Here is a 13,534-nt window from a genome sequence, read left to right as displayed (position 1 = left end):
GCTGACCTTGACGGTTTGGAAAGAAAAACGCCCTATCGGTGATGTGATGATGAACTGGAGCACGGATAAAGCGCCTGTCGTGGTGACAGTGCCGGAGCGGGCGGGCCTGCTGGAGGATTTGCGCGCGCGGTTTGAAACGCAGGCGGGGTTTTCCGTGGCGACGCTGAACCTTGATCACGTGGTCAAGCTGGGGCGCGATCCGCTGTTTCAGGCGGCCTATGCGCGCCACACCCATGTGACCGCTGATGGGAATCCGATCGTGTGGCTCTGTCGGCTTGCCGGGCAGCGTGATGTGGCGCTGATCCCGGGGTCTGAACTGATCGAGCCTGTGGCGGCTCTGGCTGCGGAAACAGGCACTAAAGTGGCACTTTTCGGGGCAACTGATGCGTCCCTGAGCGAGGCTGCCGAGGCGCTGGAGGCAAAACATCCGGGTCTGCGCGTCGTGTTGCGGCTGGCCCCGCCCATGGGGTTTGACCCTGACGGGCCGGGCGCGGATGAGGCGATCAGGGCGATTGGTGAAAGTGGCGCAGGGCTGGTGTTTCTGGCGCTTGGCGCGCCGAAACAGGAACGCTTTGCTGCGCGCGCGCAGGAAACGCTGCCGCAGGCCGGGTTTCTCTCCATCGGCGCCGGGCTTGATTTTATCTCAGGCGCGCAAAAACGGGCACCGAAATGGCTGCGCGCAATTGCAGGGGAATGGATCTGGCGCATGCTGTCCAACCCCCGCCGCCTCGCCGCGCGCTACGGCGCTTGCATCCTCGCGATGCCGGGATTGACGCTGCGGGCGCTTAGGGCAAAGCAGTAATACGCCTGACCACCTTGGCCGCCCTGATCAATTTTGCATTATTGTTTCGTCTTGTGATGGGGGAGTTCCGCACTGCCAATCCCGTTGTGCGACTGCTGAAAAGACACCTTCATTTCATATGGAGGATACGAAAACAGCAAAGTGAAAGAGCTTACGCCAGTCCGGCTATGTGCAATAGCTTTAGCCTGCGTGCGGCCAGATAAGCCAGGAGAGGCCCGAGGATACCAATAGCGAGCCCAAGAATGAGGTGCACACTCAGATCATGAATCCCGGCATTCAGGAGTAATATGCGCAGGCCTGCACTAAACATCGTATGCATGACGTATATTGCCAAAGATATCATTCCAAGAAATGCAATCGCCTGCGCCCAGCCTGACTTCCCGTAATAAGTGGATAAAGTCATCAGTGGCAAAATCAAGCAGAGTGTGAGACCCAACCCACTGATGATACGGCTGATCGGCAGGTCGAAGGAAACACATAGCCAAAGACCTGCTACGAAGAATGTGCTGCCCAACATAGCAACAGCCAAGTTTGGCGTTGCACGTATGAGAGAGGAAGCCCCGATCAGCCCGCCTACCGCAAAGATCAGGCTATAATCCAGTGCCGGTGCGAACCAGGGGGTAAGTTGTTGTGGTAGGGTGATTATAAAATTCAGGGCGATGGCCAAAGCTAAGGCTGAGAGCCAGAAAGAGAGGTCGTGCAGGACAGGACGCAGGGCTAGCCGTAAGACCGCAAATACAACCGTGTTCACCAATAACGCCCATAGAAACCAGAAATGCGCAAAGGGTGGCAGAGGTGCTTGGGCAAGGTCACCCCATGCGCCAGGAGTATTTGCATCGTCCCCGGCCAACGCTCGAAGCGCCAGAAAAGCGTAAGTCCAGATCACGAGAGCATAAAAGAGCCGCCATGTTCGCAGGGTCAGGGATGGATGAACCGTGGCCGGTGGACGCATTCCGAAAGTGACACCGGAGAGAAGGAAAAACATTGGCATATGAAATGCATAGATGGCCTCATCCAGAAGTTTGAGAAACTCATCCGCGTCCGGCAGGCCTGCGCTGGATAGGCCCCTGCCTGCGTGCCCCAGGACCACGAGTATAATACCAATACCTTTCGCGATATCGATCCAATCCAACCTATGCTGCATTTACGTCGCTTGCCATCCATGTCGTGATTGCCACAGGCATGAGAATACTACAGACCCTCTTAAGAAGGCCTTTGCTAATATGAGCTCTCCTTTCTGCTTTCCAGACAAAAGACATTGAATTTTTACCGTTGATCATGCGGGCGAATGTTCAAGAAGCAGTCTCGAAAGTGGTCATGGTTTCACACAGGATTCTTCGAGCGTCATTATCATGATTGAGTTCATTGTCACGGTAACACCTTCGCAGGAAGGATTTATTTTCGCATGCTTCATTTTCAGATAGTGAGTGGGATGGGGGTGTACATTGCGCACCCCCAACCCGCTTCCGCAGCTTTATGAGTTTGACTTGAGACAAATTTCACCCTTGTTTGCATGTGGCCAAAGGGAGAGGCAGTGCCAAAGTGATGATAGCCTTTAGAGCGTCTGACGAAATACCCAAAACATCATGTGTCACGTAACGCGTTGAAATCCTGAATTTCAGACAGCGTTACGTGATCGAGGTTTTTCGCATGGCGTTTTAGTCGAAAGGTTTGAGGGTCAGAATACATTGATTTCCGGGTTCTTGACGTGATTCACGGCCGGAAAAACGAGCCGTACCATGTCTAATCTTTTCTGACTGAGCGATATCTAGTCGGCGTAAATTGCTTCCCGCTTGCTAAAATCCCGCAGCGGCTTGAATACTGCCTGCCCTGGCGTCACAATCAGCCCTCGGGGATGAACCGTTTGAGTGGATCTTGTATCTCCTGCAGCACCTCGCGCAGGCGTGCTTCGGCCACTGCGTCGTCTTCGCGTGGGTCCATCAGGGTGGTTAGGCGGATGAGTGCGCCATCGGTGCGGCCCGTTGTGATCCCATCCATCATCAGCCAGAATTTCGCGGCGAAATCCCACGCGATGCGGCGTTCTTTCTGCTGGAACCAGTAATAGACCATCATGCGCGTTTCACCCTTCTGGATGATGGCGCGGTTGATCTTGAAGGGCACATCGGTGCCCATGACTTCGGTGATATCGCTCCGCTCAAGCCAGGCGATTTCCCAGCCTGCGCCGGGCAGGCATATCTCGGGGCTGTGCACACCGCCTTTGCTCTGGTCATCGTACCACGCCATGAAGAGACCGACGCTATGCGGATCATCGTCTTTGAGCAGCGTGATCTGGTGGTAATCATCTGCCCCCAGGGTGCTTGCAACGCTCTGTGACAACATCTGGCGCGGGCCTTGTTGGCGCCATTCGCCCAAGGTGCGGGGGAAAAGCGCAAAGCTGTCGCGCTCGGGTGCGAGGCTGCCGCGATCCGGCACCGCCTGCAAGGCCAGCACACCGGCCAGCATCAGCGCAGAGACGGACACCAGCGCTTTGGAAGGCTGAATGTACTGAAGGCGCCCCAGCTGTGTGCCCAGACCGGAGGTATCCAGATCAAGCGCATCGACCAACGTCGGGCGGTCGGGATGCAGAAACAGCATCAGCCAGGCCAGCCCGAAGAGAATAAAGATACAGGCCAGAAAGATCACCCAGCCCTCAAAGAAATGGGTAAAGCCGTCCAGCCATTCGACCCCGTAATACTGCACGATGACACCTGCCACGGCGATGCGCACCGAATTCATGAAAATCGCGATCGGTACGGCGGCCAGCAGCAAAAAGACCTTGTGCCATGCAGGCCCTTTATAGAGCGTGGCGAAGATGTAGGAAAAACTCATGATCGGGAACATGTAGCGCAGCCCCGAGCAGGCCTCGGCCACATGCAACTTCATGATGCCCAGATCGATGATATTGCCGTCCAGAAACACCGGCACGTCAAACAGACGCAGCATCCATACGCCCAGTTCGGAGGAAACAAACTGCAGGTAAGTTGTTGTTTTATAATAGATCACACCGGGCAGCGGCAGCATATAGACCAGATGCACGACCCCGGGCCAGAAATGCTTGCCCGTGTCCCAACCCCAACTGATCAGCAGCACGCCGCCGACCCAGAGGATCAGCGCATAGGCCACGATATCCCCGATACCGGCCATGATCCCCAGGGCGGCCATCACCAGCGACAGCGTCACCAGCGCCACACCGGGCCAGCGGTTGCGATAGACATCCGGGTTGATCGGGTAGTCTTTCAACTGTTTGAGAAACAGAAATGCCGACAGCACCGGGATCAGGGGCCCGTGGCTGTATTCGGGCAGTTGCCAGGCCTCCAGCAGGGCGTCGATCCCGTCGGCGAAAAAGATACCGGCGCCGATCACGGCCACGATCAGCCAGAACACTCCCCAATTCAGGAACGCCGCAAAACCACCCCGCACCGAGGTCTGAAAATCAGAAGCCGACATAAAAATACTCCCACACACCCAACTACTGGCACTTAATGGCACCGCAATGGCAGGTTTTTGCGCTCATTTCCATAGTATCATACCCCGCCTGACGAAAATATGATGTTGATGGGAACTCTTTAACGAATGACCCTCTAAAACCGGGTTAATTGTTTTGGAGGTCCCGGACGGCCACCCGGCTAACGTCTTGAACCGGGCTTTGAAACCTGAAAAGCAGTTGATAGTATTGAGCAAGGAGCGCCCCCATGAACACGATCACCCCTGTCCTGTTATGCGGCGGCTCCGGTACGCGGCTCTGGCCTCTGTCGCGCAAATCCTACCCCAAGCAATTCGCAAACCTGTTGGGGGATGAGACCCTGTTTCAGGCCTCTGCCCGCCGGCTTTCGGGGGCGGCCTATGCGCCCCCTGTGGTGGTTACGGCCTCTGATTTCCGCTTTATCGTGACTGAGCAATTGCACGGGGTCGGCATCGACCCCGGCGCGATCCTGATCGAACCTGCAGGGCGCAACACCGCCCCCGCCGTTCTGGCCGCCGCCTGTCATATCGCCGCAAGCGATCCCGACGGGCTGATGCTGGTGGCCCCGTCTGATCACGTGATCCCCGATGCGCAGGCGTTTGGGGCGGCCGTCACCGCCGGGGTCGCCGCCGCGCAGGCCGGGCAGCTGGTGACCTTTGGCATCACGCCGACGCAGGCCGAAACGGGCTATGGCTATCTGGAACTGGTGGATCCCCCTCAGGGCACGACCCCCGCGCCGCTGAAACGCTTTGTCGAAAAACCCGACCAGACCCGGGCCGAGGCGATGCTGAAAGATGCGCATTTCATGTGGAACGCCGGCATCTTCCTGTTCCGCGCCAGTGACATCATCGCGGCCTTCAAAACCCATGCAACCGCCTTGTTGGAGCCTGTTTCCAGTGCCTATGCGCAGGCCAAGGCAGATCTGGGGTTCCTGCGGCTGGACCCTGAGCACTGGGCCCGCGCCGAAGATATCTCCATCGACTATGCGGTCATGGAAAAGGCCGATAACCTCAGCGTCGTGCCGTTTTCCGCAGGCTGGTCTGATCTGGGCGGCTGGGACGCGGTCTGGGCCGAAACCGGACCGGATGCGAATGGCGTTGCGACCTCAGAGAATGCCACCGCCATCGCGTGCCACGACACGCTGCTGCGCTCGGAAAGCGCTGCGCTCGAGGTCGTGGGCATCGGGCTGGAAAACACCATCGTCGTGGCCATGCCCGACGCGGTGCTGGTGGCGGATAAATCCCGCGCGCAGGACGTGAAACTGGCCGTGGCCGCGCTGAAAGAGAAATCCGCGCTGCAGGCTGAATCCTTCCCCAAGGATCACCGCCCCTGGGGCTGGTTCGAAAGCCTCGTGATCGGCCAGCGCTTTCAGGTCAAGCGCATCCATGTGCATCCCGGCGCTGCCCTGTCGCTGCAAAGCCATCACCACCGGTCTGAACATTGGATCGTGGTGGAGGGCACGGCACGCGTCACCGTGGATGAGACTGTGAAACTCGTCAGCGAGAACCAATCCGTCTACATCCCGCTGGGGGCCACGCACCGTATGGAAAACCCCGGCAAGGTGCCCATGGTGCTGATCGAAGTGCAGACGGGCAGCTATCTGGGCGAAGACGACATCATCCGCTACGAGGATGTCTACGCGCGCGATTAACAGGCCGGGCTGGGGGCAAAAAACGAATCACCTTCACACTTCCCGGCAGGAAAAAGAGATTTGTTAACGTTTTTCCCTTTTGGCGTGTATTTGCCGATGAGCCTGCCCGGTACGCGCCCTGTTTTATGCCATACCGGCCCTGTTTATTAACGCTAAACGTCTTTGATACTTTGCAATTGCCGCAAGATTTTTATATTAATGGAGAGAATGTGGTCTCTTTGCACAACGGTGTGCAGGACATTTAGCGAGTTTTTGCCCGCGGCGTTGATTGGCCCGGCAGTGTGCAGGAGTACAAAATGAAATTCTCAACGACTCTCATGGCCGCGGTCTTTGCGCTTGGGTCTGCTGTGACGGCAGCCAATGCAGCGACAGTGGTGTCGGGCAACGTGTGTGAGGGCGGTGTGCCACCTGTGGCCGGTGTCTGCCCTGCGGATCACAATCTGGGTGATTTCGGAACGAACTTCAGCAAGGTCGTGCTTGATCTTGACGGGGACACCACCATCTGGGGCGGCGTTGCGCACCGCGACAATAGCAGTTCGCGCGCACTGCGCTTTGTGGACAACTGGACGATGAACCTCGGCTCCAAAGTCTTCAAGGCCACGTTCAACTGGCAGGTCAAATACACACGGACAAACCCGAATTTCGACGGTCAGATCGTTGTGGGCGATACGCTATCGGGCAACACCATTGTCGGTGGCAACAGTTACGGATTCACGACGGGACCCAAGGACAGCCCGGTCAGAACCTCCGGATCCATTGATCTTGGCAATCTGACAGGCGACGGCCTGCTGTTTTCTGTGGACCCGATCTTTGGCCAGTTCACGACAACAGCCGACAGAAGAACGCATGAAGTTGGCACATGGGATCTGCGCCTGACAGAAATCGCTCCCGTGCCGCTGCCTGCTTCCGCGCTTCTGCTGGTGGCCGGTCTCGGTGGTCTGGGCGCGATGCGCCGCTTTAGCCGCAAGTCCTGAGGCACAGCTTTACGTGGTTTTGAAAGGGCGCCTTTGGGTGCCCTTTTCGTTTTCTGCAAGGACGGTGGCGCGAGGCGCGTGGAGGTGACAGGCCATGTTTCGTCCCCGGTCTTTAGCTGAATATAACCGGCATCTTCAGCCGCCCGTGCGGGTTGCCATACCAAGGGTCAAATCGCCCGGTAAAACGAATCACGCATAGCCCGCTATCCCTGTAAAAGCGATATTTTCCTACCCCCTCCCGCAGAGCGGGAATTTGCCGATGTCTTTTTGGGAGTGGGTCCGAATTTCTTGTTATTTCGCCTGCTTTACCCGCTATAGCGCTTTGTAAGCCCCTTAAATTTAATGTAATATATTAACTGTTTATTAGTGGCTGGGTCGATTGTGGCCGGGTCGTTATGTCAGTTTAGCCAGTCGCTGTCACAAGCGCGGCAACATGAAGGAGTGGGACATGAAACTTACGAAAACCCTTTTGGCTGCGACTTTCGCGCTTGGGGCTACATTAACCGGTGCGAACGCGACAACCTTTTCGAACGTATCCGGAAACGTCTGTGAGGGTGGTGCACCCATCGCCGGCGGTACACCCTGTAACCCCAGCAATGGTGACTTGAAGATCGGTGATTTCAACACGGCGATCGGCAACCCGCTGCTTGAGCTTGTCGGCGATACCCACATCTGGGGCGGCGTAAAGCACCAAGGTGCATCCACCACGAGATATTTCGACAACTGGACGGTAGATTTCGGAAGCGACACCTATAGCGCGACCTTCAACTATCAGCTCACATCAGATCCATTCGATGGTCGCATCGTGGTCGGCGGTACGATGAATGGCAATGCTACTGTCGTTATTGGCAGCGGAACGTCCTACGAATTTGACGGAAGCGCCCCTGATGCCGGGACAATCGACCTTGGCAACCTGACCGGCTCCGTCACCTTCATCATCGACCCGATCTTTGGGCCAACCAATACGGGCAACGAGTTGATGACATGGGATCTGGAACTTGCGCAAGTACCCCTGCCTGCCTCCGCGCTTCTGCTGATGGCCGGTCTCGGTGGTCTGGGCGCGATGCGCCGCTTTGGCCGCAAGTCCTGAAGCACTGACATTTAGCTGAATTCTGAAAGGGCACCTTGACGGGTGCCCTTTTTGCGTAAGGCCTGCGTTCCGCCTCGCACCGCTCGCGCGTTATGCGAACACCATGCGTAACATCGGTGAGGGGCATCCCGCGCAGGTGCGGTCAGATTATTGCAGGGCCTTGGCCAGGATATCCGTGGCTTCCTGCGAAAAAGGGTAGGCCGCAGGCCCCGCTGCTGTCAGGTCCTGCAACAGGGCGATGCCGCGCGGGGTTTCGCCATATTTCAGTTCTGCCTGCGCAAGGTGAAAGCTGATGATCGGAATGTCGCCTTGGGATATCTCATGTGCGGCGCGCAGCCTTTCGATGGCCCCCGCGCCATCCCCACGCAAGAAGGCGATCCATCCCAGCGTATCCAGCACGCTGGCGTTTTCGGGTTGCAGGGTATTTGCACGTTCCGCCAGCTCCTGCGCACGATCAAGCTCGATCCCCCGTCGCGCCAGATGCCAGGCCAGTTGGTTGTACCCGATGTAGCTGCCGGGCTGTACGGCGACAAATCGTTCGTAGGCTGCACGGGCGGTGTCGTCATCGCCAAAGCTCTCTTCGATCAAGCCGATGCGCATCAGCGCGCCGGGGTCTTCACGCACCGCCACTGCGGCTTTCAGCATCGCCAGTGCCTCTTGCGGCGCACCTGCCCGGATACGCAGTTCAGCCGCTGCGATATTGGCGGCGAAAAACGACGGTGCTGCGGTTCTGGCCTTGGCCAATGCCGCTTCGGCCTGGGCGTTCTGCCCGAGCTTCAGATGCGCGACCGCCACGAAATAGGCGGCAAGCGGGTTTTCGGGATCGTCGTTTGATGCGGCCACCAGCCGCTCAAGTGCTGCGCCATGAAACCCCCACAGTCTGAAAACCACGCCAAGCGCGAGATCGGGGCTGCCCTGTGGCACGGCATCAAGACCGGCGGCGGTAAAGCCCTGTTCAAACCCCTCGGCGGCGTTCAATGCCGCGCGCCGGTCATCATTGGCGGCCGGGTTGAGGGCCGTGAAAAACGATGCTGTAGGCGAGGATGGCGCAGCGTCAGGCACCACGCCCGCCGCGGCCTGCAACGCGGCCAGCGCCAGTGCGGCATCCGTTCGGTTTGCCTGTGCGTTCAGACGCGCGATGGCGGTATCCAGATCCCCTTCCATCGCATCGGCAAAGGCGGCCAGCACCGTGGTGCTCCCCTCGGCCGGATGCGCGTCCAGAAATGTCCGTGCGGCGCTGGGGTCGCCGTTAAAAAGGGCGATGCGCGCCCGTGCCAGATCGAATGTTGGCGTTTGCGGTTGATCCTCCAGCAGCTGTCGTGCGGTGGTGGCATCAGCCCGCTCCAGCGCAATTTCCACCAGACCGGAGACGGCACGCTGCTCGTCCGGCTCCGCCTCATGGCAGATGCGCAGCGCGGCTTCGGCAGCATCCGACCGCCCGAGCGACAGATGCACCCCGGCCTCCATCAGGCGGGTGTCGCAGAAGGCGGGATGGCGACGGTGGCTTTCGGCCAGAATGATCTGGGCCGCGCGCAGATTGTCGCGTGCGATCATCGTGGCGGCAAGGTTGGCGTAATAGACGCGGCCATCCCGGTGCCGATTTGACCGCTTGGGCAAAGTGTTCCTGCGCTGCTTCAAGGTCCCCCGCTGCAAAGGCGATGGAACCGGCGGTGTTGTGGACATAGGCGTTGTCAGGATCAAGCGCGCGGGCCTCGTCCAGACTGGCCGCAGCCCTTGCAAGATCGCCTGCGTTGCGTGCAATCAGCCCCTCGGCCACATGGCGCCAGACATTCGGGGGTTCCTGCCCGATCTGTGCCATCTGCGCGCGCGCGTCATCATCGCGCCGGGTTGCCGCCCAGACCACGGCCTGAAGCAAACGCAACTGTCTATCATCGGGCAGGCGTTGCAATGCCTGTGGCAGGACGCTGGCAAGGGTACCGATGGCAGCCTCGTCGCGCAGCATGTTGGACAGCGTGTTCTGAATATCCGCAACAGTCCCCAGATTTCCCGCGCCCGTGCCAATCCCGTCCAGCACCTGCCCCTCGAGCAGATCCGTGCCGAAGGTTGTGGCGTTCAGCGCAAAGGGTGTTGACAGGATAAGAGAGGCTGCGAGCGCCAGCGGGCGCAGGGCGATCCGCATCGCCACGGGTCGTTTTGAAAGCATAATCATCACAATTCCTTAAGGTATCCGACCGGAAACCAAAACGAAAATCAGGAAACAACAATAACAAAACCCGAAGCGACCGATTTCAGGGCCGCTTCGGGATATCTCGATCAGGCGTCGGTTCAGCTATGCTTGCGACGCGCCATGGCTCCCAGACCGGCGATTGCGGCCAGCAGCATCCATGCGGCAGCAGGCAGGGGCACCGGTGTGGTGACTTCGGTACCGATCAGTGTGAGATCCGCGGTGGCCTGTGAACCATCCGTTGCAAAAGCAGTGGCGGAAAAGACGTTATCGCCCAGTTCCAGTGCATAATCCGCAAGGCTGAAGTTGCCCAGACCGTCTGTCGGTACGGTGATGGTCGTTCCATCGGGCAGGGTCACCTCGACCCGGTCGAGCCCGACGAGGTTACCGGCGGTGCCGTCAAAGACGCTGGCGATATTGGCCAGATCGGCTGAGTTGGTGAAGTTGGAGAACACACCATTTCCGTTGTCTGCGATATCTTCCATCTTTGCCACATCAGCACCGGGAATGGCCACGGAGTGGATGTTGTTCACGCCCGCAGCAACCGCTGCGAGCGCCGCTGCATTCTGATCACCCGCCGTTGGATCACCATCGGAGATGACGACCATCTGCTTGGAGCGGCCTGTCGTTGCGTTTGCACCGGTCAACTCGCCCGCGGCGGCAGCAATCCCGGAGGCAATATTCGTGCCGCCGGATGCATTGACACCGTTGATTGCGGCGATGATCGCCGGGATATTCGACGCGGGCGTCAGTGAAGTCAGGCCGGTAACGACATTTGCATTGGAGTCAAATTCAACGATCGACACGGATGTCGTGGCTGCGGGCAAGGAGTTGACAAGGGCGATGGCCGCATCGCGCTGCCACTGCTGGCGGGACTTGCCATTATTGATATCGGCCATGCTGCCGGAGCTGTCCAGCACCAGAACGAGGTCGAGACCGTCACCGGAACTGCCGACGCCACTTGCGACACCTGTGGGGGCGACATTGGTGCCGACCGGTGCAGAACTGCCGTCAGTAGGCGAAAGCCAGGAGACGGAAGCCGCCGCATGAACCTGCCCGGCCATGAAGAGCGTCACGAGTGCGGCAGCCATGAGCGACAGGACTCCGCTCAAGCGCCCTGAAAATTGTTTTAAGACAGAAGGTAACATCATACTTTTCCCTTTAATTCCGGAATTTACTACACGAGTCATCGGTATATTTAACGATTTATTAAGTAATGAGGGCGGTTGGTAAAGGAAATTCTGTCTGAAATCAGTGCTTTACACTTTTTAGGTGTGTTGTAACGATGACGTTCCCTCTTCGCGTTAAGGTTTTGGGCAGCGACCCTTTCGGGCAATGACATTCATACCCCACCGGACACCAGTGCAATCCGCCAACGGGAGAGAGGTGATCCCCCTTGCACGGCCCCGTCACGCCCATGCAAGGATCACGCGGCAAAAGCCTCCCGTTCAACACCCGTCTGGGGCGCGGATGAGCGAGATTGTGCAGCCAGACCTTTCACATTCACCCTCCCACACGAAAACACTTGAATTGCGCGGGCTGGAGTCCTTAAAGACGCCCAGAACCCGCAATTATGCATGTGCAGCAAAAAAACCGAGTACCGTAGGAATATTTTATGAACGCTTTGAACCTTGCCCCGATCCCCGAACTTTATGTGTCCTACGAGTCTGCGCAAAAGCTCAAGACCGAGGCGGGCAACCTGACCAGCTGGGATCTCACGCCGCGCCAGATCTGCGATCTGGAATTGCTGATGAACGGGGGGTTCAATCCGCTCAAAGGGTTCTTGTCCGAGGCCGATTACGACAGTGTGGTCGAGAACATGCGCACCACGGATGGCGCGCTTTGGCCGATGCCGATCACGCTGGACGTGAACGAAGCCTTTGCCGAAGGGCTGGAGATCGGGCAGGACATCGCCCTGCGCGATCAGGAAGGCGTGATCCTCGCCACCATGACCGTCACCGACCGCTGGGAGCCGAACAAGGCGCGCGAGGCGGAAAAGGTCTTTGGCGCGGACGACTCTGCGCATCCGGCGGTGAACTACCTGCACAACCACGCAGGCAAGATCTATCTGGGCGGCCCTGTGACCGGCATCCAGCAGCCGGTGCATTATGATTTCCGGGCGCGTCGTGACACGCCAAATGAACTGCGCGCCTATTTCCGCAAGCTGGGCTGGCGCAAGGTCGTGGCGTTTCAGACCCGCAACCCGCTGCACCGCGCGCATCAGGAACTGACGTTCCGTGCTGCGCGCGAAGCACAGGCCAACCTGCTGATCCACCCCGTCGTGGGCATGACCAAGCCGGGGGACGTCGATCACTTCACCCGCGTGCGCTGCTATGAGGCGGTGCTGGACAAATACCCCGCCGCCACCACGTCGATGAGCCTGCTGAACCTTGCCATGCGCATGGCTGGCCCGCGTGAGGCGGTCTGGCACGGTCTGATCCGCAAGAACCACGGCTGCACCCATTTCATCGTCGGGCGCGATCACGCGGGCCCCGGCAAGAACTCCGCCGGTGAGGATTTCTATGGCCCCTATGACGCGCAGGAGATGTTCCGCGCGCATCAGGAGGAAATGGGCATCGAGATGGTCGATTTCAAACATATGGTCTGGGTGCAGGAACGCGCGCAATACGAACCGATGGACGAGATCAAGGACAAGGATGACGTGACCATCCTGAACATTTCGGGCACCGAGCTGCGCCGCCGCCTGCAGGAAGGTCTTGAGATCCCCGAATGGTTCTCCTTCCCCGAGGTGGTGACCGAGCTGCGCCGCACACGCCCCCCGCGCAACCAGCAGGGCTTTACCGTGTTCTTCACCGGGTTTTCCGGGTCGGGTAAATCCACCATCGCCAATGCGCTGATGGTCAAGCTGATGGAGATGGGCGGGCGTCCTGTGACGCTGCTGGATGGCGATATCGTACGCAAGAACCTGTCATCGGAACTGGGGTTCTCCAAAGAGCACCGCGATCTGAACATCCGGCGCATCGGCTATGTGGCCAGCGAGATCACCAAGAACGGCGGTATCGCGATCTGTGCGCCCATCGCGCCCTATGCCTCCACCCGCCGTGCGGTGCGCGAGGATGTGGAAGCCTTCGGTGCCTTTATCGAAGTGCACGTGGCCACGTCGATCGAGGAATGCGAACGGCGCGACCGCAAGGGGCTGTACAAGCTGGCGCGCGAAGGCAAGATCAAGGAATTCACCGGCATCTCCGATCCCTACGACGTGCCCGAAAACCCCGAACTCAGCGTCGAGACCGAGAATGTGGACGTGGACAACTGCGCCCATCAGGTGCTGCTCAAACTGGAGAGCATGGGGTTGATCTCCGGCTGATCTGATCCCTGAAACGGGCCATCATTCTGCAGTTTTCAAAT

At 58.6% G+C, this 13,534-nt stretch carries 10 protein-coding genes; 5 read left to right on the top strand and 5 right to left on the bottom strand.

What is annotated here, in order from left to right:
• Positions 1 to 46: 46 nt before the first annotated feature.
• Complete coding sequence (locus RD1_RS20170; protein ID WP_011655504.1) at positions 47 to 802, top strand: WecB/TagA/CpsF family glycosyltransferase; 756 nt, start codon at positions 47 to 49, stop codon at positions 800 to 802.
• Between the two features lie 151 nt (positions 803 to 953).
• Here RD1_RS20170 and RD1_RS20165 read toward each other — a convergent pair whose 3' ends face one another.
• Together RD1_RS20165 and xrtD are read right to left on the bottom strand one after the other, a co-directional pair.
• The gene (locus RD1_RS20165) at positions 954 to 1,934 is read right to left on the bottom strand and encodes an acyltransferase family protein (RefSeq protein WP_171960023.1); all 981 of its coding nucleotides are present in this window, start codon (positions 1,932 to 1,934) and stop codon (positions 954 to 956) included.
• Between the two features lie 710 nt (positions 1,935 to 2,644).
• Positions 2,645 to 4,249, bottom strand: a complete 1,605-nt coding sequence (gene xrtD / locus RD1_RS20160; protein WP_011655502.1) for a VPLPA-CTERM-specific exosortase XrtD — start codon at positions 4,247 to 4,249, stop codon at positions 2,645 to 2,647.
• A 245-nt stretch (positions 4,250 to 4,494) separates the two neighbouring features.
• On the opposite strand from xrtD, the gene RD1_RS20155 reads away from it, so the two are divergent.
• From RD1_RS20155 to RD1_RS20145, 3 genes are all read left to right on the top strand, one after another.
• The gene (locus tag RD1_RS20155; protein WP_011655501.1) at positions 4,495 to 5,916 is read left to right on the top strand and encodes a mannose-1-phosphate guanylyltransferase/mannose-6-phosphate isomerase; all 1,422 of its coding nucleotides are present in this window, start codon (positions 4,495 to 4,497) and stop codon (positions 5,914 to 5,916) included.
• Between the two features lie 296 nt (positions 5,917 to 6,212).
• On the top strand, positions 6,213 to 6,890 hold the full coding sequence (locus RD1_RS20150; protein ID WP_011655500.1) for a VPLPA-CTERM sorting domain-containing protein: 678 nt from the start codon (positions 6,213 to 6,215) through the stop codon (positions 6,888 to 6,890).
• Positions 6,891 to 7,338: 448 nt separating this feature from the next.
• Positions 7,339 to 7,980 (top strand): VPLPA-CTERM sorting domain-containing protein, encoded by a 642-nt coding sequence (locus RD1_RS20145; protein WP_011655499.1) that lies wholly within the window; start codon positions 7,339 to 7,341, stop codon positions 7,978 to 7,980.
• A gap of 147 nt (positions 7,981 to 8,127) precedes the next feature.
• Here the strand turns inward: RD1_RS20145 and RD1_RS20140 are convergent, their stop codons facing one another.
• The 3 genes from RD1_RS20140 to RD1_RS20555 all read right to left on the bottom strand — a co-directional run bounded on the left by RD1_RS20140 (position 8,128) and on the right by RD1_RS20555 (position 11,256).
• Complete coding sequence (locus RD1_RS20140) at positions 8,128 to 9,144, bottom strand: tetratricopeptide repeat protein (RefSeq protein ID WP_254658793.1); 1,017 nt, start codon at positions 9,142 to 9,144, stop codon at positions 8,128 to 8,130.
• A gap of 232 nt (positions 9,145 to 9,376) precedes the next feature.
• Positions 9,377 to 10,150 carry a tetratricopeptide repeat protein gene (locus RD1_RS21355; protein WP_044033611.1) on the bottom strand — a complete coding sequence of 258 codons (774 nt, stop codon included), beginning with the start codon at positions 10,148 to 10,150 and terminating at the stop codon, positions 9,377 to 9,379.
• 116 nt (positions 10,151 to 10,266) lie between these two features.
• Positions 10,267 to 11,256: a VWA domain-containing protein gene (locus RD1_RS20555; protein ID WP_050759159.1), complete on the bottom strand. Its 990-nt coding sequence runs from the start codon at positions 11,254 to 11,256 to the stop codon at positions 10,267 to 10,269.
• 524 nt (positions 11,257 to 11,780) lie between these two features.
• Between RD1_RS20555 and RD1_RS20120 the strand changes: the two genes are divergently transcribed.
• A complete protein-coding gene (locus tag RD1_RS20120) occupies positions 11,781 to 13,493 on the top strand; it encodes a bifunctional sulfate adenylyltransferase/adenylylsulfate kinase (protein ID WP_011655495.1) in 1,713 nt (570 codons plus the stop codon).
• The last annotated feature ends 41 nt before the right edge of the window (positions 13,494 to 13,534 follow it).

This window comes from Roseobacter denitrificans OCh 114 (genome assembly GCF_000014045.1).
Lineage (GTDB): Bacteria > Pseudomonadota > Alphaproteobacteria > Rhodobacterales > Rhodobacteraceae > Roseobacter > Roseobacter denitrificans.
Note: the sequence above shows the minus strand (reverse complement) of the source record. Positions and strands in the feature narration are given on the sequence as shown.